The 23,290-nt window shown below is 66.9% G+C and carries 20 protein-coding genes; 6 read left to right on the top strand and 14 right to left on the bottom strand.

Going from position 1 to position 23,290, the window contains the following annotated elements; all coding sequences use genetic code 11:
• Window positions 1-4: 4 nt before the first annotated feature.
• The 9 genes from tsaE to GR303_RS04470 all read right to left on the bottom strand — a co-directional run bounded on the left by tsaE (window position 5) and on the right by GR303_RS04470 (window position 10,503).
• Complete coding sequence (gene tsaE / locus GR303_RS04510) at window positions 5-1,591, bottom strand: tRNA (adenosine(37)-N6)-threonylcarbamoyltransferase complex ATPase subunit type 1 TsaE (protein ID WP_161721198.1); 1,587 nt, start codon at window positions 1,589-1,591, stop codon at window positions 5-7.
• An 8-nt stretch (window positions 1,592-1,599) separates the two neighbouring features.
• The gene (locus GR303_RS04505) at window positions 1,600-4,083 is read right to left on the bottom strand and encodes a sensor histidine kinase (RefSeq protein WP_161721429.1); all 2,484 of its coding nucleotides are present in this window, start codon (window positions 4,081-4,083) and stop codon (window positions 1,600-1,602) included.
• 438 nt (window positions 4,084-4,521) lie between these two features.
• Window positions 4,522-5,922 (bottom strand): adenosylhomocysteinase, encoded by a 1,401-nt coding sequence (ahcY, locus tag GR303_RS04500; RefSeq protein WP_161721199.1) that lies wholly within the window; start codon window positions 5,920-5,922, stop codon window positions 4,522-4,524.
• Between the two features lie 238 nt (window positions 5,923-6,160).
• Window positions 6,161-6,481 carry an HPr family phosphocarrier protein gene (locus GR303_RS04495; protein ID WP_161721200.1) on the bottom strand — a complete coding sequence of 107 codons (321 nt, stop codon included), beginning with the start codon at window positions 6,479-6,481 and terminating at the stop codon, window positions 6,161-6,163.
• A gap of 5 nt (window positions 6,482-6,486) precedes the next feature.
• Complete coding sequence (locus GR303_RS04490; RefSeq protein ID WP_161721201.1) at window positions 6,487-6,888, bottom strand: PTS sugar transporter subunit IIA; 402 nt, start codon at window positions 6,886-6,888, stop codon at window positions 6,487-6,489.
• Between the two features lie 88 nt (window positions 6,889-6,976).
• Window positions 6,977-7,432 (bottom strand): serine/threonine protein kinase, encoded by a 456-nt coding sequence (locus GR303_RS04485; RefSeq protein WP_161721202.1) that lies wholly within the window; start codon window positions 7,430-7,432, stop codon window positions 6,977-6,979.
• A complete protein-coding gene (locus GR303_RS04480; RefSeq protein ID WP_161721203.1) occupies window positions 7,429-9,276 on the bottom strand; it encodes a sensor histidine kinase in 1,848 nt (615 codons plus the stop codon). Before GR303_RS04480 ends, GR303_RS04485 begins: the two co-directional genes overlap by 4 nt.
• Window positions 9,277-9,352: 76 nt before the next feature.
• On the bottom strand, window positions 9,353-10,051 hold the full coding sequence (locus GR303_RS04475) for a response regulator transcription factor (protein ID WP_161721204.1): 699 nt from the start codon (window positions 10,049-10,051) through the stop codon (window positions 9,353-9,355).
• 167 nt (window positions 10,052-10,218) lie between these two features.
• Entirely contained in the window at window positions 10,219-10,503 is a 285-nt protein-coding gene (locus GR303_RS04470) for a hypothetical protein (protein WP_161721205.1), read from the bottom strand.
• Between the two features lie 64 nt (window positions 10,504-10,567).
• Between GR303_RS04470 and GR303_RS04465 the strand changes: the two genes are divergently transcribed.
• Window positions 10,568-12,178, top strand: a complete 1,611-nt coding sequence (locus GR303_RS04465; protein WP_161721206.1) for a phosphoenolpyruvate carboxykinase — start codon at window positions 10,568-10,570, stop codon at window positions 12,176-12,178.
• Between the two features lie 75 nt (window positions 12,179-12,253).
• Here the strand turns inward: GR303_RS04465 and GR303_RS04460 are convergent, their stop codons facing one another.
• Complete coding sequence (locus GR303_RS04460) at window positions 12,254-13,303, bottom strand: aldose epimerase family protein (protein WP_161721207.1); 1,050 nt, start codon at window positions 13,301-13,303, stop codon at window positions 12,254-12,256.
• Window positions 13,304-13,464: 161 nt separating this feature from the next.
• Here GR303_RS04460 and GR303_RS04455 point away from each other — a divergent pair, with 161 nt between their 5' ends.
• The 3 genes from GR303_RS04455 to GR303_RS04445 all read left to right on the top strand — a co-directional run bounded on the left by GR303_RS04455 (window position 13,465) and on the right by GR303_RS04445 (window position 17,221).
• Window positions 13,465-14,916: an FAD-binding oxidoreductase gene (locus GR303_RS04455; protein ID WP_161721208.1), complete on the top strand. Its 1,452-nt coding sequence runs from the start codon at window positions 13,465-13,467 to the stop codon at window positions 14,914-14,916.
• A 106-nt stretch (window positions 14,917-15,022) separates the two neighbouring features.
• Complete coding sequence (locus tag GR303_RS04450) at window positions 15,023-16,102, top strand: ABC transporter ATP-binding protein (RefSeq protein ID WP_201751891.1); 1,080 nt, start codon at window positions 15,023-15,025, stop codon at window positions 16,100-16,102.
• 24 nt (window positions 16,103-16,126) lie between these two features.
• Complete coding sequence (locus tag GR303_RS04445; protein ID WP_161721430.1) at window positions 16,127-17,221, top strand: FAD-dependent oxidoreductase; 1,095 nt, start codon at window positions 16,127-16,129, stop codon at window positions 17,219-17,221.
• Between the two features lie 51 nt (window positions 17,222-17,272).
• On the opposite strand, the gene GR303_RS04440 is transcribed toward GR303_RS04445, so the two are convergent.
• Window positions 17,273-18,679: a sodium:proton antiporter gene (locus GR303_RS04440; RefSeq protein ID WP_161721210.1), complete on the bottom strand. Its 1,407-nt coding sequence runs from the start codon at window positions 18,677-18,679 to the stop codon at window positions 17,273-17,275.
• Between the two features lie 176 nt (window positions 18,680-18,855).
• Between GR303_RS04440 and GR303_RS04435 the strand changes: the two genes are divergently transcribed.
• Window positions 18,856-19,644 carry a class II glutamine amidotransferase gene (locus GR303_RS04435; protein ID WP_161721211.1) on the top strand — a complete coding sequence of 263 codons (789 nt, stop codon included), beginning with the start codon at window positions 18,856-18,858 and terminating at the stop codon, window positions 19,642-19,644.
• A gap of 380 nt (window positions 19,645-20,024) precedes the next feature.
• On the opposite strand, the gene GR303_RS04430 is transcribed toward GR303_RS04435, so the two are convergent.
• The 3 genes from GR303_RS04430 to GR303_RS04420 all read right to left on the bottom strand — a co-directional run bounded on the left by GR303_RS04430 (window position 20,025) and on the right by GR303_RS04420 (window position 22,756).
• On the bottom strand, window positions 20,025-21,353 hold the full coding sequence (locus GR303_RS04430; protein ID WP_161721212.1) for an adenylate/guanylate cyclase domain-containing protein: 1,329 nt from the start codon (window positions 21,351-21,353) through the stop codon (window positions 20,025-20,027).
• A 168-nt stretch (window positions 21,354-21,521) separates the two neighbouring features.
• Window positions 21,522-22,232 (bottom strand): glutathione S-transferase, encoded by a 711-nt coding sequence (locus GR303_RS04425; RefSeq protein ID WP_161721213.1) that lies wholly within the window; start codon window positions 22,230-22,232, stop codon window positions 21,522-21,524.
• An 83-nt stretch (window positions 22,233-22,315) separates the two neighbouring features.
• Window positions 22,316-22,756 (bottom strand): MarR family winged helix-turn-helix transcriptional regulator, encoded by a 441-nt coding sequence (locus GR303_RS04420; RefSeq protein WP_161721214.1) that lies wholly within the window; start codon window positions 22,754-22,756, stop codon window positions 22,316-22,318.
• A 90-nt stretch (window positions 22,757-22,846) separates the two neighbouring features.
• On the opposite strand from GR303_RS04420, the gene GR303_RS04415 reads away from it, so the two are divergent.
• Entirely contained in the window at window positions 22,847-23,290 is a 444-nt protein-coding gene (locus GR303_RS04415; protein WP_161721215.1) for an antibiotic biosynthesis monooxygenase family protein, read from the top strand.

The following is a 23,290-nucleotide window of genomic DNA, read 5'->3' as shown; positions in this document are numbered from 1 at the left end:
TGACTCAGGATTCGGGAGGGGCTTCGTCCACGGGCGGGATGAGCCGGGGCAGGTAGGTTTCATACCAGCCCTTGAGCTTCCCCAAGGCCGGATGGGCGAGGTTGCGGACGAGATAGGCTTCGATCCGCGGCAGGTGCTTGAGGTAGTGCGGCTTGCCGTCCCGCCGGTCGAGGCGGGCGAAGATGCCGAGGATCTTCGTGGCGCGCTGGCCTGCCATGATGGCATAGGCGCGGGCGAAGGCGGAGACGTCGAAGGCCGGGTCGGCGGCCTTGCGATCGCGGGCATAGAGGCCGATGAGCTTCAGCTCCAGCTCCGGCGGCACGGTCACGCGCGCATCCTGCAGCAGGGAGGCGACGTCGTAGGCCGGCGAGCCCAGCACCGCATCCTGGAAATCGATGAGCCCGACGCGCTGCAGCCCTTCGCGCTCGGGCAGCCAGATGAGGTTGGGCGAGTGATAGTCGCGCAGGGTCCAGGAGACCGGGGCGGAGAGAACCTCGCCGAGGGTCTCGGTCCACAGGTTGACGAACTCGGCCCGGGCCGAGCCCGAAAGCTGCGTGCCGATGATGTGGGGCACGTACCAGTCGAGGAGCAGCTCCACCTCGATCAGGAGGGCCTCGAGGTCATAGGGCGGGATGGCGTGGTCGATGCCCTCGGCGACGGGCAGCACCTGCGGCAGGGTCTGGCCGTGGAGCTGGGCCAGAAGCCGGGTGGCCTCCGCATAGCGGTCCGGGATCGGGCCGTTCTCATCGGTGAAGGGCTCGGAGCCGAGATCCTCGATGAGGAGGAGGCCCGCCTCCAGATCCTCGCCGTAGATGTAGGGCGCGCTGAAGCCGAGAGCGCGCAGGCCCTTGTCCATGGCGACGAAGGCATGGACGGTCTCGGCGAGCTTGGCGATGGTGGTGTAGGGCTTGCCGCGCCGCACGGCCGGCCCGACCGGGCGCGGCGGCGAGACCATCAGGAGCGCGGTCGAGCCGTCCGGCTTCACGAGCCGTTCGTAGGAGCGGATCACGGAGGCATCGCTCGGCATCGCATGACGCTTGGCCTCGCCCCAGCCGCAGCGCTCCACCAGGTTGCGGTAGGCCTTCATGCGCTGGAGCCGGGGGACGAAGGCCCCGGTTCCGGTCAGCATCGCAAGCCGACCCTTGCCTCCGCCGCCGGGGGCGAAGTCGAGACGGATGTCGAGGTGGTCGGGCTTCAGCGCACCCTCCGCGCGCTCCGGCCATTCCACCAGGGCGACGGCGCTTTCCGTCATCTCGTCCCAGCCCAGCTCCGCCAGTTCGTAGCCGCCGGAGAGGCGGTAGAAATCCGCATGGACAATTGGGCAATGCGGCCCGTCATAGACCTGCATCAGGGTGAAGGTGGGGCTCGGGACCTCGAGCTCGGGATCCCCGGCCAGCGTGCGCACCAGGGCGCGGGCAAGGGTGGTCTTTCCGGCGCCGAGCCCTCCGGAGAGGGTCACGAGGTCGCCCGCCCTCAGCTCCTCGGCCAGAACCCTGGCGAAGCGCTCCGTCGCCTCGTGGTCGGGCAGCGTCACGAGCCATGCGGCCTGCAAGACATCCTGTTCGGGCATGAGGGCCAGTCCATTCACCATCGCCGTTCCTACTCGGCTGCGATCGGAGTTAGCGCAGATGGGCCGGATCGGCCATCGGAGGGCGCCTCATGCCGCTCATGGGGGAAGATGCAGGTGACCGTCGTGCCCGCCCCCGGAGCGGAGGCGACCTCGATCCGCCCGCCGTGCAGCTCCACGAAGGAGCGCACGATGGACAGGCCCAGGCCCACTCCACGGTGGCGGGTGCCCAATGTATGGCTCTCGAAGCGGTCGAAGATGCGGGCCTTGATCTCGGGCGGAATGCCGCGGCCCTGGTCCTTCACCTCGAAGACCACCTCGCCGCCGCGCTTGCGGGCCGAAACCCAGATCGTCTGGCCGGGCGAGGAGAAGCCGACCGCGTTCGAGAGGAGGTTGAACAGGATCTGCCGCACGCGCTTGCCGTCGGCCACGAAGGTGCCGATGTCGTCCGGCGTGTCGATGACCAGGTTGAGCGAGGATTCCGCAAGCCGGTCCTCCAGCCCGCGCATGGCGGCCTCGATGGTCGAGCGGATGTCGACGATCTCGGGCGTGAGCTCGAGGGAGCCGGTGTCGATGGAGGCAAGGTCGAGAATGTCGTTGAGGATCGCCAGCAGCGCGGCGGAGGAGCGCATGATGTGGTCGGCATAGTCGCGCTGGCGCGGGTTGAGCGCGCCCACCGTCTCGTCGCCGAGAAGCTGGGTGAAGCCGATGATGTTGGTGAGCGGCGAACGCAGCTCGTAGGAGACGTGATGCACGAACTCGTCGCGCAGGCGCGAGGCGCGCTCCAGCGCATCGTTGCGCTCGGTGAGCGCGCGCTCCACGTTCACGCTCGCCGTCACGTCGGTGAAGCTCAGAAGCGTCGCGCCGTCGGGGAGGGGCTGCGCCGTGCAGTCGAGGGCCGATCCGTCGGGGCGTTCGATGCGGCACGAGAGGCCCATGCGCATGTCGGCAAGGCCCACCACCGCGCCGCGGATGTCGATCCACGGCTCCTCCTGGGGAGCGAGGAGGCGGCAGGCCTTGATGATCGTTTCCACATGCGGATTCTGCGCCAGCACGTCCGGGGCCAGGTTCCACATATCGGCAAAGGCGCGGTTGTGCAGCTTGAGGCGGCCGTCCGAGCCGAACACCGCCACGCCCTCCTTGAGGGTGTTGAGCGTCTCGCCCTGAACCTGGGTGAGCGAGTTGACCTGGGAGGCCAACTCGAAGCGCTCGCTCACGTCGTCGAAAAGGTAGGTGACGCCGCCCTGCGGATTGGGGTTGATCACCACGCGAAGCGTCCGCCGGTCGGGCAGGTGCCACCAGGTTTCCTGCTGCTCGACGGAGCGGTAGCCCTGCAGGAAGTCCGCCTTCCAGGCGCGGAAATCCGCCTGCTCCGGCAGCTTGCGGGCGGCCCGCAGGCGGTCGAGCACCTCGCCGTCCGAAGGGCGCGAGGCGAGGAAGGCAGCGTCCAGGCCCCAGAGCCGCTGGTAGGCGGCGTTGCTGAAGATGAGGCGCTGCGCGCCGTCGAAGATCGCCACCGCCGTCGGCAGCTGGTCGAGGGTGCGCACATGGGCGTCCATCTGGCGCTGCAGGTCGGTGCGCACCGCCTCCAGTTCCGACACGTCCACCGCGATGCCCGCACTGCCGCCAGCGGTGGGGCGCTCGATCACGTCGAGCACAGCCCGGTGGCCGGCCACCACGGCCGTGACGCGGCCGGAGAAGGTGGCGCCGGTCCGGCGCTGGCGGCGCGCCTCCTCCCGGGTCGGCGCGCTCAAGAGTTCGAGGGAGCGGCCGATCGCATCGTCGAGATCGCGGGCCTCCACCGAGCGCAGATAGGCCTGGTTCGCCCAGAGCAGCCGGTCCTCCCCGTCGCGGATCCACAGAGGATAGGCCACGTCGTCGAGGAGCATCGTCATGGCATGCAGGTCGCTGCGCGCCGTGGCAAGCTGGCCCTGGACCTTCAGGAGCTCGGCACGGTCGCCCGTCACGTCCCGCAGGCGCAGGATCGCCCGTCCGCCGATGGTGCGCCCCTCCACGTCGATGAAGCGGTCGCCGAGGCTGCGGGCGGTCAGCCGGAAGGCATGGCCGCGCGTCCTGAGCTGCTCCAGGGCGCTCTCCACCGCCGCGGCATCGACCGGCACGAGCCAGGTGCCGAAGGCGAGCGCCCGCTGGGCCGGCGCGTTCTCGGCGATGATGGAGGGATCGCCCTGGAAGCGCGGCTCCCCATCGCGCCCGTTCCAGCTCACCAGGAACTGGCGCTCCGATCCCATGAGCAGGGCGGCGAGATCATCGGCGCCGCGAAGCGCCGCCAGCTCGTTGCGCAGGGAGCGCTCCAGGCGCAGCGCATGCTTGCGCTCGCGCATGAGGAGCAAGGAGGTGGTCGTCGAGAACGCCACGAGGCCCATGAAGAGGCCGAAATAGACGGCGTTGTGCAGGTCGAAGCCGTGCAGGAATCCGAGGAGGTCCGACGCCGTCTCGGCGAGAGGCGCGATCAGGTCGCTGGCAAGGGCGGCCTGCGAGGTTCCGGCCAACAGCATCAGGGACAGGGGAATGCGAGCGGGGCGGGCGAGAGGGCTTCTCCCGTCTGTCCTGCCATCCCGATGCTCCCCGTGCCCGGCCATGCCGCGCTGCCCTTCCTCGTTGGCGGCCCGGTGAACAGGCCAAATCGGATCAATCCCCGGCGGCTCCTTCGCCACAGAGGTCAACCGTCTACGCATGAACGGAACTGCCGGCGCAATTTGAAGCCGAAGCACAGCCGGTCGATTCGGGTTCACTCTAGACCACCCCTGACTCCGCCAGGAAGAGGGTTAAAGCCGGCTTAAATCTCCTTTGGAGAACCTGTGCGCAATTCGTCGAACCATATTGCAATCGGGTCACACACATGCCGGTGCGACATCTTGTCGATTCGTTCAGGCGATGCCCCAAGAAAAAGCCCGGCGGAGCCGGGCTTTGCAGTGATGTGGCGGAGCAGCCGATCAGTAGCGGTAGTGGTCCGGCTTGAACGGGCCCTTCTCCGACACGCCGATATAGGCGGCCTGATCGGGGCGCAACTTCGTGAGCTTCACGCCGATCTTCTCCAGGTGCAGCATCGCGACCTTCTCGTCCAGGTGCTTGGGCAGGGTATAGACCTTGCGCTCGTACTTGCCCGGATTGGTGAAGAGCTCGATCTGGGCGAGCGTCTGGTTGGTGAAGGAGGCCGACATCACGAAGGACGGGTGACCCATGGCGTTGCCCAGGTTCACAAGGCGGCCTTCCGACAGCAGGATGATCCGGTGCCCGTCGGGGAACTCGATCTCGTCCACCTGCGGCTTGATGTTGGTCCATTTGAGGTTCCTGAGCGCCCCGACCTGGATCTCGTTGTCGAAGTGGCCGATGTTGCAGACGATGGCCCGGTCCTTCATCGCCCGCATATGGTCGATGGTGATCACGTCCTTGTTGCCGGTGGCGGTGACGAAGATGTCGGCGCGGGGAGCCGCGTCCTCCATGGTCGTGACCTCATAGCCCTCCATGGCAGCCTGCAGGGCGCAGATCGGATCGACCTCCGACACCAGCACGCGGCAGCCGGCCTGGCGGAGCGAAGCGGCCGATCCCTTGCCCACGTCGCCGAAGCCCGCGACCATGGCGACCTTGCCGGCCATCATCACGTCCGTGCCGCGGCGAATGCCGTCGACCAGCGACTCGCGGCAGCCATAGAGGTTGTCGAACTTCGACTTGGTCACCGAGTCGTTGACGTTGATCGCCGGGAAGAGGAGCTTGCCCTCCTTCTCCATGATGTAGAGGCGGTGCACGCCGGTGGTGGTCTCCTCCGAGACCCCCTTGATCGAGGCGGCGAGCTTCTCGAACCAGCCCTTCGGCTTCTCGTTGAGCAGGCGCTTGATGAGGGCGAAGAACACCTCCTCTTCCTCGGAGCCCGGCTTGTCGAGGAAGGCCGTGTCGCCCTGCTCGGCGCGCAGGCCGAGATGGACCAGCATGGTGGCGTCGCCGCCGTCGTCGAGGATCATGTTGGGCATGCCCCCGTCGTGCCAGTCGAACAGCTTGGCGGTGTAGTCCCAGTACTCCTTCAGGGTCTCGCCCTTGTAGGCGAAGACCGGGATGCCGGCGGCGGCGATGGCCGCGGCGGCGTGGTCCTGGGTGGAATAGATGTTGCAGGACACCCAGCGGATATCGGCGCCGAGAGCCTTCAGGGTCTCGATCAGCACCGCGGTCTGGATGGTCATGTGAAGCGAGCCGGCGATGCGGGCGCCCTTGAGGGGCTGCTTCGGGCCATATTCCTCGCGGATGGCCATGAGGCCCGGCATCTCGGTCTCGGCAATGGAGATTTCCTTGCGGCCGAAATCGGCCAAGCCGATGTCTTTGACGATGTAATCCTGTGCCATGATGGCCTCTCTCTGTACCAGTTGTGGGTGGATTGGCGCCGTCTCTACCAGAGAGCCGGAGCAGAGGCAATCAAGATATAAAGATGTCTTTATATGTTTTGCGGCAGCAGACGGGCCAGGCACCTCCCACGTCATGGCCGGGCTTGCCCGGCCATCCCGACCAGAAGGGCGCAGCACTCAAGATAATCGGGATCACCGGCACAAGGCCGGGACGACGTGCGGAGGGGGCTTCCGAACCTTACTCGTCCTCGCCGAACTTGTTGGCGAGCAGATCGTCGATGGCCTGCAGGCAGGCAGCGGCATCGGCGCCCCTGGCGGTGACGGTGATGGTGGTGCCCTGGGCGGCGGCAAGCGTCAGGAGGCCCATGATGGAGCGGCCGCCGACGGTCTCGCCGCAGCGGCTCACCGTGACCTCGGCATCGAAGCGCTCGACGGTCTGGACGAACTTGGCCGAGGCGCGGGCGTGCAGGCCGCGGCGGTTGATGATGGGCAGCTCCCGGACCTCGGCGCCCTCCGGAATCGGGGCAGGGGGGCAGTCCTGATCGAAGGGCTGGTCCATGCGGGTCACTTTCCCGAGAGCACGCGCGAGGCGATGTTGATGTATTTGCGTCCCGCCTCCTGGGCGTGGGACACCGCATCGGCCAGGGGTTCCTCGTCGCGCACGGAGGCGAGCTTGATGAGCATGGGCAGGTTGATGCCGGCCACCACCTCGACGGAGCCGCCGTTCATGCAGGAGAGGGCCAGGTTCGAGGGCGTGCCGCCGAACATGTCCGTCAGCACCACGACGCCCTGGCCCGAATTGACCCGGCACACGGCATCCATGATGTCCTTGCGCCGTGTCTCCATATCGTCGTCGGGGCCGATCGTGATGGTCTCAAGCTGCTCCTGAGGCCCCACGACATGCTCGAGCGCCGCCTTGAATTCCGTCGCGAGCTGCCCGTGGGTGACGAGCACCATTCCAATCATAATGTTACAGGTCCGAACGCTCCGAGAGCGGAGCCGCTATTTTGTGCACCGCGAAGCCGAGCGCAAGAGCAATGAGACGAAAAGTTCATCACAGCGTCACGACCGTGTCGCAAACACCACTCAGGCAGCCCAGGACGATGTCGGTAGAGATTGCCCCGGCCTGCATCCGGACGCGAGGCACCATGACGCCGCAGAGGGAAACCCGCCTGTCCTCCTCGTCCGGGTAGCGGGGCAAGTCCTCGCACAGGTCGATCACCAGGCGCACGATGGCGGCCGGCTCGAAGCTCTGGCGCACGATGCCTAAGCCGAACACCTCGATGCAGCCGTCGAGCGGAACGACCGGGTGCGCGACGAGCCGGCCGTGTCGGGCCTCGATCCGGGTGCGGTCGTCGCTCACGAGCCGGGCGAAGCGGCCGGCTTGGCGGGCGCGGGACACCGCCTCGCGGGCCAGGGTCGACTTGCCCGAGCCCGAGGCGCCCCGGATCAGGAGGCCGGCCTCCCCGATGAGCACGCAGCCGGCATGGAGGGTCTCGCCGGCGCTCACGGCTCGGCCTTTCCAGGCTCCCGCCGGGCGCGGTCCCTGCGCTCCTGCTCCTTCTTGGCTCTCGCCCCCTCGATGGGCAGGCGGATGATGAAGCGGGCGCCGAGCCGCCGCGGCTCGCCGTCCTCGCCGGGCGGGCCGAGGCGGTTCTCGGCCCGGATCGTGCCGCGATGGGCCTCGACGATCTGGCGGGAGATGGAGAGGCCGAGGCCGGAATTCTGGCCGAAGCCCTGCTCGGGCCGGTCGGTGTAGAAGCGCTCGAAGATGCGGTCGAGGGCATCGGGCTCGATGCCGGGGCCGCTGTCCTCCACCAGGATCTCCACCTCGTTCCGGCGCCGGCGCATGACGATCCGGACGGGCTCGTCAGGCGGGGAGAAGGAGCGCGCATTGTCGATGAGGTTGTTGAAGACCTGGCCCAGGCGGCTGTCGTGGCCGAGCACCAAGTAGGCGTCGCGGTTCTTCGCCGACCGGTCGATCTGGAGGGTGATGAGCGGATCGTTCGCCTGGCGACGCTCGTTGGCGACGGAGGTCACCGCTTCCAGCAGGCGCACCATGTCCACGGGCTCCGCATCGGCGCGGGCCAGCTCCGCATCGAGGCGCGAGGCGTCCGAGATGTCGCTGATCAGGCGATCGAGGCGCTTCACGTCGTGCTGGATGATCGACAGGAGCCGCTGGCGGGATTCGTCGCTGCGGGCGAGCGGCAGGGTCTCCACCGCGCTGCGCAGGGATGTGAGCGGGTTCTTCAGCTCGTGCGCCACGTCCGCCGCGAAGCTCTCGATCGCGTCGATGCGGTTGTAGAGCGCCCTCGTCATGTCGCGCAGGGCACCGGAGAGGTGGCCGATCTCGTCGGCGCGGGCGGTGAAGTCGGGAATCTCCTGGCGCGATTTCGTGCCCCAGCGCACCCGCTCGGCCGCCTCCGCCAGGCGTCGCACCGGCCCGGCGATGGCGCCGGCGAGGAAGAGCGAGAGGACGATCATCACCACGGCCGCCACGAGGAAGACCTGGAGCAGGGCGAAGCGCTCGGAGGCAATGATCGCGTCGATGTCCCCTTCCTGGGTGGAAAGCAGGAGCGCGCCCTGAACGGTGCGGAAGCGCTGGATCGGAACGGCCACCGACACGATGGTCTCGCCGCGGCTGTTGACGCGCACCTCGCTCGCCTGCTGGCCGCCATAGGCCTGCTGCACCTCCGGCAGGGACTTGCCGTTGATCGGGCCGGCTTCCTCCTGAACCGGGCGCTTGGTGCGCCGGAACATCTTGCGGATGCTGTTCCAGGTGCGCTCCATGGCCGTCATGGTGTCCTCCACGCTGGCCACGGGAGGCAGGTCCATGCGCAGGATGTCGCCGCGGGAGTAGAACGACCGGGAATCGAGAAGCAGCATTCCTTCCCGGTCGAAGATCCGGGCGCGGGTCTTGGTGGGGGTCACCAGCCGGCGCAGGAGCGGCGCGACGCGCTCCGGATTGATGGAGAATTCGAGGGAGGAGAGGGATTCGTCGTTGAAGCGCTCGGTTTCCCCGGCCTGCATCTGCAGCAGCTGGTCCGGATCGATGGTGATGGTGTTGGTTTCCACCGTCGCGGAACTGGCGATGGCGCCGGCGATGATCTCGCCCTGGGTGAGCAGGCTCTGCACGCGGGCCTCGATGAGGCCCTCGCGGAACTGGTTGAGGTAGAGGAAGCCCACGAGCAGGGCCACGAGCCCGGCGAGGTTCAGCACCACGATCCGCCGCGTCAGGCTCGACGAGGCGCGCTGCACGAGCATGCGCCCCACATGCCTCAGGCGGGCCAGGATCCCATGGGGAGCGGGCGGATCGTCGAAACCCGCCTCGGCGTGGATGGGGTCAACCTTCATGCCACTCGCTGCCGCTCGATCCGGTGGACCTTACCGGACCGGGACGGACTGTCCAGGTTGCTTGCGCTTCAGGGCGTCAGGCTTCCTTGAAGCGGTAGCCCACGCCGTAGAGGGTCTCGATCATTTCGAAACTGGGGTCAACCGCCTTGAACTTCTTGCGCAGGCGCTTGATGTGGCTGTCGATGGTCCGGTCGTCCACATAGACCTGATCGTCATAGGCCGCATCCATGAGCGCATTGCGGCTCTTCACCACACCCGGGCGCGTGGCGAGCGCCTGCAGGATCAGGAATTCCGTCACGGTCAGGGTGACCGGCTCGCCCTTCCAGGTGCAGGCATGGCGCTCCGGGTCCATCTTCAGCTGGCCGCGCTCGAGGGCCTTCGGGTCGGCCTCCTTGGGAGCGCTCTGGTCCTTCGGGGCGAAGCGGCGCAGCACCGCCTTCACGCGCTCGACCAGGAGCCGCTGGGAAAACGGCTTCCGGATGAAGTCGTCCGCGCCCATCTTGAGGCCGAACAGCTCGTCGATCTCCTCGTCCTTCGAGGTCAGGAAGATCACGGGCAGATCGGATTTCTGCCGGAGGCGGCGCAGGAGCTCCATGCCGTCCATGCGGGGCATCTTGATGTCGAAGATGGCCAGGTCCGGCGGTGCGTGCTTGAGCCCGTCCAGGGCCGAGGCACCGTCCGTGTAGGTCTGGATGCGGTAGCCCTCCGCCTCGAGGGCGATGGAAACAGAGGTCAGGATGTTGCGATCGTCGTCGACGAGGGCGATCGTTGGCATGAACTCTTCCTTAGCTTGGCACGGACGAATGCCGGCTTTCCGTCACGATGGACAACGCAGAAGGCCGTAAAGCGTCCCCAACTGCGCCTTTCTCGTGGCATAAATATGGTTTCACCCCTGAGAAGGACCAGGGGCGGCCCTGATAGTGGGGTCCGGGAGCGGCCGGTTCAACCGAAGGGGCGGGATTGCCCGCAAAGGACAGGGGCCGGCAGGGCAGGACCGCCGGGCATCGCGTGCACGACCAAAATTCCGTTGCGGAACTTGTCAATCATACGAAAGAACCCCGAAAATGCGGGCGGATCGGCGCGGATCAGCCCGTTGGGGGTCTGGTTTCCGTGAAAAGAGAATGCGATGAAACGGCTTGAGTTGACGGTTCCGTCGGCTGACCTAAAGAAGGTTCTATGTTCAAGCGAGACGGCAAAGCATCGGCCGCATTGTTTGATCTCACCCATGTGACGGCCATCGGACGGCGGCACATCCGGCTGCGCGAGGACCGGCAATCAGGAGAAGTCTTCCGTGGAAAATATCGGCGTTTTCAACAGCGCGCAGGGCGCTGAGGCCTTCGGCCTCCGTAATCTCAAACGGGTCTACTGGAATCTCGAGGCGCCCGCCCTCTACGAACAGTCCCTCGTCCGGGGCGAGACCAGGCTCGTGAAGGGCGGCGCGCTCCTGGCCGAGACCGGCGTGCATACGGGCCGCTCGCCCAAGGACAAGTTCGTGGTGCGCGACGAGACCACGGAAAGCACCGTCTGGTGGGACAACAACGGCTCCATCACTCCGGGCCATTTCGACACCCTGCTCGCCGACTTCCTCGCCCATGCCGAGGGCAAGGAGCTGTTCGCCCAGGACCTCTACGGCGGCGCCGATCCGGCCTATCGGGTCAAGGCCCGGGTGTTCACGGAATTCGCCTGGCACTCGCTCTTCATCCGCAATCTCCTGATCCGCCCCGAGCAGGGCGAGCTTGCCGATTACGTGCCCGGCCTCACCATCATCGACCTGCCCTCCTTCAAGGCCGATCCGGCCCGCCACGGCTGCCGCACCGAGACGGTCATCGCCTGCGACTTCAAGCGCAAGATCGTGCTCATCGGCGGCACGTCCTATGCGGGCGAGATGAAGAAGTCGGTCTTCACCTATCTCAACTACGTGCTGCCCTCGCACAACGTCATGCCCATGCACTGCTCCGCCAATGTGGGCAGGGAGGGCGACGTCGCCGTGTTCTTCGGCCTGTCCGGCACCGGCAAGACCACGCTCTCGGCCGATCCGAACCGCATCCTGCTCGGCGACGACGAGCACGGCTGGGGCCCGAACGGCGTCTTCAACTTCGAGGGCGGCTGCTACGCCAAGACCATCCGCCTCTCCCGCGAGGCGGAGCCCGAGATCTTCGCCACCACCGAGCGCTTCGGCACGGTGCTGGAGAACGTGATCGTCGATCCGATCACCCGCGTCCCGAACTTCGACGATGCGTCGCGGACGGAGAACACCCGCTGCGCCTATCCGCTCGACTTCATTCCCAATGCGAGCAGCACGGGACGCGCGGGCATCCCGAAGAACATCGTGATGCTCACCTGCGACGCCTTCGGCGTGCTGCCCCCGATAGCGAAGCTGACGCCGGCCGAGGCCATGTACCACTTCCTCTCCGGGTACACCGCGAAGGTGGCGGGCACGGAGAAGGGCGTGAAGGACCCGGAGGCCACCTTCTCCACCTGCTTCGGCGCGCCGTTCATGCCGCGCCATCCGTCGGTCTACGGCAACCTGCTGCGCGACCTCATCGCCAAGCACCATGTGGATTGCTGGCTCGTGAACACGGGCTGGACCGGCGGCAAGTACGGGGTGGGCCGGCGCATGCCGATCCGGGTCACCCGCCGCCTGCTCACCGCGGCGCTCGACGGCTCGCTCTCCCGCGCCGATTTCCGCCGCGATCCGTATTTCGGCTTCGCGGTGCCGACCTCGGTGCCGGGCGTCGAGCCGCACATCCTCTACCCGGTCAAGACCTGGCAGAACAAGGCGGAGTTCGCCGAGACCGCCAAGCGCCTGATCGACATGTTCAACGAGAACTTCAAGCGCTTCGAGGGGCACGTGGATTCCGACGTGCGCTCCGCAGGGCCGCAGACCTCGATTGCGGCCTGATCGCAGCGGCGGATCCTGAATGTCCGGAAGGCGGCCTCAGGGCCGCCTTTCATGTTTCTGCGCCCGGAGCGGCTTCTATGCCCCGGCGATGAAGAACGGGATGCGCATCACATGCCGGTAGATCTCGCCGGGGCGCAGCACCGCCGAGGGGAAGCGCGGCACGTTCGGCGCATTCGGGAAGTTCTGCGTCTCGAGCGCGAAGCCGGCATGCTTGCGGTAGACCGCGCCGCCCTTGCCGGCGGCCGGCGCCGTGGCGAAGTGGTTGGCGGTGTAGAACTGAACGCCCGGCTGGTTCGTCCAGATCTCCAGCCCCCGGCGGGAAGCCGGATCCACAGCCCGCGCCGCCAGTCGCAGCGCCCCTTCGCCTGCGTTGAGGCAGAAATTGTGATCGTAGCCGGTCTCGGGCAGCTGCCCGGCATCGTCGATCGTCGCCCCGATGGGCCTGAGCTGCCGGAAGTCGAACGCCGTCCCGGCGACGCCCGCAAGCTCCCCCGTGGGGATCTTGCCGGGGCCGACCGGCGTGTAGCGGTCGGCATTGATCAACAGATGCTGATCGCGGATCGAGCCCGAGCCGTGGCCTGCAAGGTTCCAATAGCCGTGATAGGCCATGTTCACCACGGTCGGCCGGTCGGTTGCGGCCTCCATGACGATTTCGAGAGCCGGATCTTCGGCGAGCCTGTAGGTCACGGACGCGGCGACCGCGCCCGGATAGCCCTCGTCGCCATGGGGGCTGGCGAGCGTGAGGCGCAAAGCCTTGCGGGCCGAATCGGGCTCGGCCTGCCAGATCCTCTTGCTGAAGCCGGAAAACCCGCCGTGCAGGTGGTTGGGCGGTTCGTTGGCGGAAAGCGTGTAGGTCTCGCCGTCGAGGGTGAAGCGCGCATCGGCGATCCGGTTGGCATAGCGCCCGCAGACGGCGCCGGCCGAGCCGCGGTTGTGCACGTAGTCCGCCGGATCGTCGTAGCCGAGGACGATGTCGGCGGGGCGGCCCTCGGCGTCGGGAACGATCAGGCGGCTCAAGGCCGCCGCGTAGGTGATGATCGTGGCGCGGATCGCACCGGCCTCGATCTCGTAGGCCTCGACCGGCTTGCCGTCGATGGCGCCGAAGGCGGTTTTCCGAATGCTCATAGATGGGATGGCGTGAACGACAGGCTGGAAGGGAAGGGCAGTATAGCAGCTTCGCCGCCCCAGGGGACCGGGGCTAAAGTGCCCGCTCGACAGCCGGCCGCGGCTGGGTCATGTAATCGGCACCGTAGGCCGCCGGCCTCAACAGGCGCTCCGTAACCCCGATGCCCGACCCCGCCAGCGACATCCTGAACATTCTCTCCGCCCGTCTGGGCGAAGCGAACGTCATCCGCGACCCCGCCGGGATGGAGGGCTATCTCGTAGAGGAGCGCAGGCTCTATCGCGGCGCGGCCCAGGCGGTGATCCGCCCCGGCAGCACGGAGGAGGTGGCCTTCGTCGTCCGGGAATGCGCGGGGGCGGGAGTCCCGGTGGTGCCCCAGGGCGGCAATACGGGCCTCGTCGGGGGAGGGGTGCCGCACGGGGGCATCGTGCTCTCCCTCGCCCGGCTCGACCGCATCCGCGAGGTCAACCCGTTCAACGCCACCCTCACCGCGGAGGCCGGCTGCATCCTCAGGGACGTCCAGGAGGCGGCGAAGGCGGCGGATTGCCTCTTTCCCCTGTCGCTCGCCTCCGAGGGCTCCTGCCGGATCGGCGGCAATATCGCCACCAATGCGGGCGGCGTGAACGTGCTGCGCTACGGCAACACCCGCGATCTCGTGCTGGGACTCGAGGTGGTGCTCGCCGACGGGCGCATCTGGAACGGCCTGAAGGCGCTGCGCAAGGACAACACGGGCTACGACCTGAAAAACCTCTTCATCGGGTCGGAGGGAACGCTCGGCATCGTCTCCGCGGCGGTGCTCAAGCTCTTTCCGCAGCCGAAATCCCAGGTCGCGGCCTTCGTGGGCTGCGCCTCGCCCCATGCGGCGCTCCAGCTGTTCGAGGGCCTGCGCCGCCGTCTCGGCGACCAGCTCACCGCTTTCGAGTTCATGCCGCGCTTCGCGCTCCAGATCGTGCTCAAGCACACGCCGGGCGCGGTACGCCCGCTGAACGGCGAGCATGAGGCCTATGCCCTGATCGAGGTCTCCTCGCCCGATCCGGAGCTCGACCTGCGCCCGCGCCTGGAACGGGCGCTGGAAGCGGCGCTCGAGGCCGGAATCGTCGAGGATGCCGCCATTGCGGCGAGCGAGGCGCAGAACGATGCGCTTTGGTCCTTGAGGGAAAGCCTCTCCCACGTGCAGCGGCTCGAAGGCGGCTCGATCAAGCATGACGTCGCCGTACCCGTTTCCGATGTGGCGGACTTCATCGTCACGGCGACACGAGCCTGCGAGGAGGCGCTGCCCGGGGTCCGGGTCTGCGCTTTCGGTCACTTCGGCGACGGCAACATCCATTTCAACCTGAGCCAGCCCGTCGGCATGGAGAAGGCGGCATTCCTCGCCCAGTGGGAACGCTTCAACCGGATCGTCCATGACATCGTCCACGCCATGAACGGCTCCATCTCCGCCGAGCACGGGGTGGGCCTGATCAAGCGCGACGAACTCGCGCGCTACAAGGACCCGGTTGCCCTCGACCTGATGCGCACGCTGAAAATGGCGCTCGATCCCCAGAACATCCTCAATCCCGGGAAGGTGCTGGCCCTCGAGGCGGACCTTCCGCCGTCCCTGCCCGTCGGCGCCTGAGACATCCTGGGGCAAACGGGGCGTTCCGCCTTGACCCGCCCCTGCCGGTGCCTACCATGGCGCGGCCGGATCGAAGGTCCAGCCGGGCACGTCGGCGTGCCGGAACATGCAAGGTGAGAGAGGGCGCCCCGTGGCCTCGGTCGAGATTCGCAACATCCGCAAGAACTTCGGACCCGTGTCGGTGATCCAGGGCGTGTCCATCGACATCCAGGACGGGGAGTTCGTGACCCTGGTCGGGCCATCCGGCTGCGGCAAGTCCACCCTCCTGCGGATGATCGCCGGTCTCGAGAGCATTTCCGGCGGCGAGCTGCGCATCGGCGCGCGCGTGGTCAACGACGTGCCGCCGAAGGAGCGCGACATCGCCATGGTGTTCCAGTCCTACGCGCTCTATCCGCACATGACGGTGGCCGACAACATGGCCTTCTCGCTCAAGCTCAAGCGGGCACCGAAGGCCGAGATCAAGGCGCGGGTGGACCGCGCCGCCGAGATCCTGGGGCTGACCAAGCTTCTCGACCGCTATCCGCGCCAGCTCTCCGGCGGCCAGCGCCAGCGCGTCGCCATGGGCCGCGCCATCGTGCGCGATCCGCAGGTCTTCCTCTTCGACGAGCCGCTCTCCAACCTCGACGCCAAGCTGCGGGTGGCCATGCGCACGGAGATCAAGGCCCTGCACCAGCGGCTCAAGACCACGACGATCTACGTCACCCACGACCAGATCGAGGCCATGACCATGGCCGACAAGATCGTGGTGATGCATGACGGCGTGGTCGAGCAGATCGGGGCGCCGCTCGATCTCTACGACCGCCCGGCCAACCTGTTCGTCGCGGGCTTCATCGGCTCGCCCGCCATGAACTTCCTGAAAGGCCGCCTGCAGGGAGGCCGCTTCCTTGCCGAGGACGGAACCGCGCTGCCGGTTGCGAATGCGCCTGCGTCTTCCGACGGGCGGCCTGTCGTCTACGGCATCCGGCCTGAGCACTTCGTCCTCGACGGCGCCAGCGGCCTGCCGGCGGAGGTCTCGGTCGTCGAGCCGACCGGGTCGGAAACCCAGGTGTTCGCCAGGCTTGCCGGCACCGATGTCGTGGGCGTGTTCCGCGAGCGCGTCGATGCCAAGCCGGGGCAGTCGATCCGCATCACGCCTGATCCGAATCTCGTGCATCTCTTCGACGCAGAGACCGGCCAGCGTCTCTGATCCGGCAGGCAAGGGGAGGCTGCCATCGAGGTTCTGGTCATCGGCGCCGGGGTCGTGGGGCTTGCCGTCGCGCGGGCATTGAGCCTTCGCGGCCACGGCGCGATCGTGGCCGAGGCCACCCGCGGCCTCGGAAACGGCATCTCGTCGCGCAACAGCGAGGTGATCCATGGCGGGATGTACTACCCATCCGGTTCGCTTCGCGCCCGCCACTGCGTGAACGGCCGGCGCCTGCTCTACGCCTTCTGCGAAAGCCACGGCGTTCCGCATGCCAGATGCGGCAAGCTCATCGTGGCGACCAACGATCTCGAGCAGGCCAAGATCGAGGGCATCTACGAGCAGGGGCTGGCAAACGGCGTCGAGGGCCTGTCCTTCCTCACGGGTGCGCAGGCGCAGGCCCTGGAGCCCAACCTCTCCTGCACCGGCGCGGTGCTGTCGCGGGAGACGGGGATCGTCGACAGCCATGCGCTGATGCTGGCGCTCCAGGGCGATCTGGAGGACGCGGGCGGAATGATCGCCTTCCATGCTCCGGTCGCGCGCATCGCGCGTCAGGGCCAGGGCTGGATCGTGCAGATCGGCGGCGTGGATCCGACCGAAATCGCGGTGGATGCCGTGGTCAACGCGGCGGGCCTCGGCGCCCAGGCGCTGGCCCGTGCGACGGAGGGCTACCCGCCTGAGCGCGTGCCGCCGCTCGTGCTCGCCAAGGGCAACTATTTCGGCTGCCTCGGCCGGCCCGCCTTCTCGCGCCTGATCTATCCCGCCCCCGTCGATGGAGGCTTGGGCACCCATGTGACGCTGGATCTCGCCGGGCGCATGCGCTTCGGGCCTGACGTGGAGTGGATCGAGCGGGAGGACTACGAGGTCGATCCCCGGCGGGCGGAGAGCTTCTACGCCTCGATCCGCCGCTACTGGCCGGGACTGCCCGACGGCGCGCTGGTGCCCGACTATTCCGGCATTCGCCCGAAGCTCACCGGGCCAGGCGAGAAGGCCGCCGACTTCATGATCGACGGGCCGGCGGAGCATGGGCTGCCCGGGCTCGTCCATCTCTTCGGCATCGAGAGCCCGGGGCTCACCTCGTGTCTCTCGCTGGCCGAGGATGTGGCGGAACGGTTGGGCGACTAAAGACAAGCGTCATCCCGGACGGCGTAAGCCGATCCGGGATGACGGATTCGTTCAAGCCCTGAAGAACAGCAGGGTCAGCAGCAGGAAGGTCGGGATCAGGATGGCGCCCGACCAGAGCAGGTAGCCGAAGAAGCTCGGCATCTTCACGCCGCCCTCGCGGGCGATCGCGTAGACCATGAAGTTCGGCGCATTGCCGATATAGGAGTTGGCGCCCATGAACACGGCGCCGGCCGAGATCGCCGCGAGGGTCAGCGCGCCCGTGGTCATGAGCTGCTGCGGATTGCCCCCGGCAAGCTCGAAGAAGACGAGATAGGTCGGCGCGTTGTCGAGAAACGAGGAGAGCCCGCCGGAGAGCCAGAAATAGGCGGCGTTGTTGGCGCTGCCGTCGGGGTTCGTCACGAGGGCGACGAGGGGCGCGAAGGCGCCGTTCGCCCCGGCCCGCAGCATGGCGAGCACCGGGATGATGGCGATGAAGATGCCGGCAAAGAGCTTCGCCACCTCCTTGATCGGCCCCCAGGAGAAGCCGTTCTCGGCACGGTTGGCCTTCGGCGTGACCTTGAGCGAGATGATCGTGACGGCGATCATGATGAGGTCGCGAAGGGCGTTGGCGAGTTCGATCTGGGTGCCGAGCACCGTGACGCGCCCAAGATCCACCGTGGCGCTCATGAGGATCGCCGCGATGATGATGAAGATCAAAAGGAAGTTGAAGCCGCCCACCACGCGCACCGGGTTGTCCGGCGTCGGGTCCGGGCGCATGCGTCCTTCCTTCCTGTAGATCACCAGATCGATCACGAAGAACAGGGCGAGCAGGAGGCCGGAGGCGAACAGCATCTCGGGCAGCAGGTGCGTGGTCGTCCAGAAGAAATCCACGCCGCGGAGGAAGCCGAGGAAGAGGGGCGGGTCGCCGAGCGGCGTGAGCGAGCCGCCGATGTTCGAGACCAGGAAGATGAAGAACACGATCACGTGCACGTTGTGCCGCCGGTCGTCGTTGGCGCGCATCACCGGGCGGATCATCACCATGGAGGCCCCGGTGGTGCCGATGAAGCTCGCCAGCACCGTGCCGATGGCGAGCAGGAGCGTGTTGGTGCCCGGCGCGCCATGGATGTTGCCGCGCACGAGGATGCCGCCCGCCACCGTGAACAGGGCCAGCAGGAGCAGGATGAACGGGATGTATTCCAGCAGGGCCGTGTGGGCGAGAGCGTGGATCGCCGTGGCCGGCCCGAAGGCAAGCGCCATGGGGACCAGGACCAGCAGCCCCCAGACGGCCGCGATCTTGCCCTGGTGATGCTCCCAGAAATGGGGCGCCAGCAGCGGGAACAGGGCGATGGAGAGAAGGATCCCGATGAAGGGCAGGGCCCAGACGAAGCCGAGGCGCCCCCCATCGAATTCCGCTGCGAAGGCTGCCTGGGGCAGGAGGGTCAGGGCGGCGCCCAGCGCCAAGCTCGGAAGGCGAAGCATCGTATGGATCCCAGAGGCCGGTCCGGCCGGTTCGTTCTTCGATGATGAGGAGACAGCTTTTATGGGAAGGGACCCGAGGCTGCAACGGCGTGGCCGTTAACCGGCTATTCACCATAAGTCAAAGATAGTACAACATCATTACAAAGTCCTGCTCTGCTTGAGGGTTGCTGGAGCCGATGTGCCGCTTTCTCGCCTACCGGGGAGAGCCGATCTTCCTCGATGAACTCGTCTGCGCCCCGGCTCATTCGCTGGTGCACCAATCGCTGCACGCGGTCGAGGCGAAGACCGGGACGAACGGCGACGGCTTCGGCATCGGCTGGTATGGGGAGCGCCCGGAGCCCGGCGTCTATCGGGAGGTCCGTCCCGCCTGGTCCGACGAGAACCTGCGCAGCCTGTGCGAGCAGGTGCGCTCCCGCCTCTTCTTCGCCCATGTTCGCGCCTCCACCGGCACCTCGACCACGCGGGCGAACTGCCACCCCTTCACCCATGGACGCTACCTGTTCATGCACAACGGCCAGATCGGCGGCTATGGGCGCATCAAGCGGCGGCTGGAGGCCCTGATCCCGGACGAGCTCTACGACCGGCGCCTCGGCACCACGGATTCGGAGGCGATCTTCCTCGTGGCGCTCGCCAACGGCTTGGCCGACGAGCCCGTGACGGCCATGGCGCGCACCCTGAAGGCCGTGCGCCGGCTGATGGACGAGGCCGCGATCCAGGAGCCCCTGCGCTTCACGGCCGCCTTCACGGACGGCGAGAGCCTGTGGGCCTACCGATGGGCCTGCGATGCCAAGCCGCCGACCCTCTATTTCCGAGAGGATGGCGGCAACCTGCTCGTCGTCTCCGAACCGATCGACGACAAGACGAAGGGCTGGCTTGAGGTGCCGAAAGGCTGCAGCCTCGTTGCGCAGGGCGGCCGGGTCTCGGTGGAGTGCCTGAACGAGGCCATGGGCCGCGTGGCGGCCTGATGGGCTCAGGGGTTGAACCGGGTCGACGGCTGGGAGATCAATCAGGGACCGGAGCGTACTTTCAGGGCTTCCATCGGCAGTTCAGTCTCACCCTGCGCGGCGCTCTCGTCCGGTGCATGAAGGGCAAGCAGGCCCGCATTCTCGGCCTCGAGCCGCTCGTTTTCCGCAAGCAGGGTTGCAAACGTCGCCTCAGCAACGCGAAGGCGGTGCTGCGCCTCGTTTCGCTCCCCCTCGCGTAGCTGCGCACGGTCGCGCCAGAGGCGGATGGCAACGCTCCTCTCGCCTGATCACTCATAGGCAACCCCTCGCAGGGTGAAGAGTCGATGCGGGAGCGCGATCCCCAGGGATCAGGATTTAACCTATCGTGCGCGCCGGCTAAGCTACGGTTCGAAGTCAGCGGCCGGCGGAGCCCAGACGCTCCCGGCCGACACCTCGAGCCGTGCATGGCGTTTGTGTGCCCGGTCGACCCACTCGGCTGCAACCGCCTGATCCAGGAAGAACTGCGCCAGGCGTCCGTCCTGATGCGCTCTCAGGAACTCGCCGAGGGCTGCACGCTCGATCCGGCGATCCTCGGCGGTCTGCAGGCGGCCCGTCCGCTCCTCGGAATGCTCCTCCGCCAGCAGGTAATAGGCCGGCGCGTAGTCCGGATGCTTCTCGATCAGGGCGTTGAGCTTCGCCGTCCGCTCCGCTCCGTCGAATTGCAGGGCATGGATCAGGGCCGTGGCACGGGTGGGGACGTCCTCGTTCAACTCGGCATAGACCTGGCGCGCGATGAACCGCCCCTCATGCGCCCGCACCAGGGCCGCATAGCGCAGGTGGGGATCGATGAATTCCAGTCCCATCCGGGCCAGGGCGTAATAGGCCCGGTGCGCGCCGATCGACTCGCCCTTCGCCTCGAAGAGAAGGGCGTTGTGATAGAGGCCCGGAGCGGAGGTCGGATCCTCGACCTGGCCGCCTCTCTGCACGAGCCGCGAGAACACCTCGATCGGATCGGCCGGCAGCAGGAGAGGCTGAGCCGCTTGACGAACCGGCGGCGCAGGGCCGAAAGCCGCCGTCGGCTCCGTCGGCTCCGGCAGCCGGCCCTGCAGGACAAGGCCTGCCACGCCCGTGAGAACGATCAGGCCAGCGCCTGCGAGGGCCAGCGTGAGATGCGATGAAAACCGCCTGCCGGAGCGCTGCGGCTCCGGGGCGCCTTCATCCGGGCCGGCAAGGGTGTAGGCGTGGACCGGGAAGGGGATGTTCTTCACCTGCCGTTCGCCGATATCCTCGAAAGGAACGGCGATCTGGCTGGCGACGGCCTCGTGCACGGCGCGCGACAGGCAGATCCCCCCTGGAGGCGCCAGGGCCTCCAGACGCGCCGCGATGTTGACGGCCATCCCCAGAAGGTCGTCCTGGCGCTCGACCACCTCGCCCACCGAGATCCCGATGCGGAACTGCAGCCGTGTTCCGTCCGGCGAGGCAAGGTTCTGCGCCCTCATGTAGTCCTGGATCTCAATGGCAGCGCGGGTGGTCTCCACGGCGCTGTCGAACTCGCACATGATCGAGTCGCCGGCCGTGTTGAAGACGCGCCCGCGATGATGGACGACGAAATCGTCCAGGACGTTGCGGTAGGCTGCGAGTTGGCGGAGCGTCCCGTCCTCGTCCTCCGCCATGAGCCGGGAATACCCGACGATATCGGCAGCGAGTATGGCAGCCACTTTCCGCTTCACGGGCAAACCCCGCTGCGCAGGAGGGCTTCAGAGCGAAGCTGCGATGGCACCCGATGTCCCAACAAGGCAAAGCCCCGGTGACGTTGGAGTTACAATATAACTCTTGCCTGCAGTTAGGGAAGGGGCCCCTTCACAAATTCAGAGCCCGCGAGTCTCCCTGGCGACCGCTCAGCCGTCCAGTTCGGGATAGCGGCGGAAGATTCCCTCCTCGTTGAAGGGAATGCGCCGGGGACTCTCGAGATAGGCCTTGATGCGGTGTCTTTCCGTTACGGCAGAATGCAAGGCCGTCACGAGCGGCGCCCTCTTCAGGGCACGGGCCGTGGCCTTGGGAAAGGCATAGGAGAGGCCCTCGACCACCTGGAAGAGGGACAGATCCACGTAGGTGAGCGTCTTGCCGACGAGGTGCCCGTTGCCCGACGGGTTGCGGGCGAGGATCGTCTCGAACCAATGGAAAAATTTGGGAATGCGGTTGTCGCGAAACTCCGCCGCCCGCCGCAGCGCCTCCGTCTTCTGGTCCTCATAGTAAAGGCCGACGCCAACCGGATGATGGGTGTCGTGGGCCTCCGCCACGAAGTCGCTGATCGTGAGCTGGATCTGGTGCGTCCACAAGCCTCCGGCCGGATCCTTCGGCGCGAGCCCGTGCCGGGCGCCGAGATAGAGCAGGATCGCCGCAGTCTGGCCGACGATGGTGTCGCCGTCCTTCAGGAAGGGCGGCGCGAAGGGCGGATGCTCCGCATGCTGCATCATCCGCATCATGACGGCGACGCCTTCCGATTCCCGTGCCGCGTCGATGTAGTCCGCGCCAGCCTCCTCGAGCGCCAACCGTACGAACTCGCCGCGTCCCTGGATCGTCGGCCAGTAGTAGAGCTCGTAGGCCATGGGATGATCCTCCGCTGCCCATGAAATGCCGGGTCAAAGCTAGAGGACAAACGGCGACCGGCCAGTCCGAAAAATTCCGCCCGTCAGGTCTTGAGATCGGATTGAAGAGCGCCGATCACCTGCGCCATCGTCTCGAAAAACCGCTTCTCATCCGAAGCCGAGAGGGTTTTCAAGGCGATTCTGTTGACGGCCATGGCGGCTTCCGTGGCCGGCTTCTCCAGGGCGCGTGCCTTGCGGGTCAGATGAATGCATTGCGAGCGCCCGTCCACCGGGTGGGGCTTGCGGACGATCAGCCCGTCCCGCTCCATCCGGTTGAGGGTGTTGGCGACAGTGGCCTGCTCCAGGTCGAGGCGCTCGACCAGCTGCTTCTGGGTCAGCCCCTCCTCGCTCCACAACTGGAGCAGGATCGGAAACTGACCTGTGCCAAGGCCGAGCGGCTGGATGCGTCGCGTCAGCGCCTCGGCGAAAAGCCGCGCCATGTGGTTGACCACGTAGCCAGCCGAACTGTTCCTGTCGAAGCTCATCGAAGCCGCCCTGCATCAGAAAGGGCCATTTCTAACTTGCATAGCACGCTATACAAGTATATATAGCATGCTATCTAAAAGGAGATTCCCATGCGCCCGATCCGTACCATGCTGATGACATTGCTGGCAGCCGCCGGCTTTTCCGCCTCTTCACGCGCCCAGGAGCCTCTGATCCTCTCCGACGCAACCAGGAGCGACGGGACGAGCTTCGTGGAACAGCTGCGTTCCGCGCCGGAGGGGCGCATCGCGCTGATCAACACCTTCCAGGTGACGGCCGAAGAAGCCGAAGCCTTCAAGCGCGACTGGTCGCGGGTGGCCGAGATCCTGCGGCGCAAGCCCGGCTTCGTTTCATCCGCTCTCCATCGACCGGTCGGAGGGTCGACGCTCTGGGTCAATCATGCCGTGTGGGAGAATGCGCAATCCCTCGCGGCTGCGCTCGCCTCGCCCGAGTTCAGGGCCGCGGCCGCCTCTCTCAATCAGATGGGCTTTCGCCGGATCTACAAAGCCGAGCCGGCGCTCGGCCCACTCCCGTAA

The organism is Microvirga arsenatis (assembly GCF_009910705.1).
Taxonomy (GTDB): domain Bacteria; phylum Pseudomonadota; class Alphaproteobacteria; order Rhizobiales; family Beijerinckiaceae; genus Microvirga; species Microvirga arsenatis.
The sequence above is the reverse complement of the archived record's forward strand: the minus strand, read 5'-3'. Positions and strand labels throughout refer to the sequence as shown.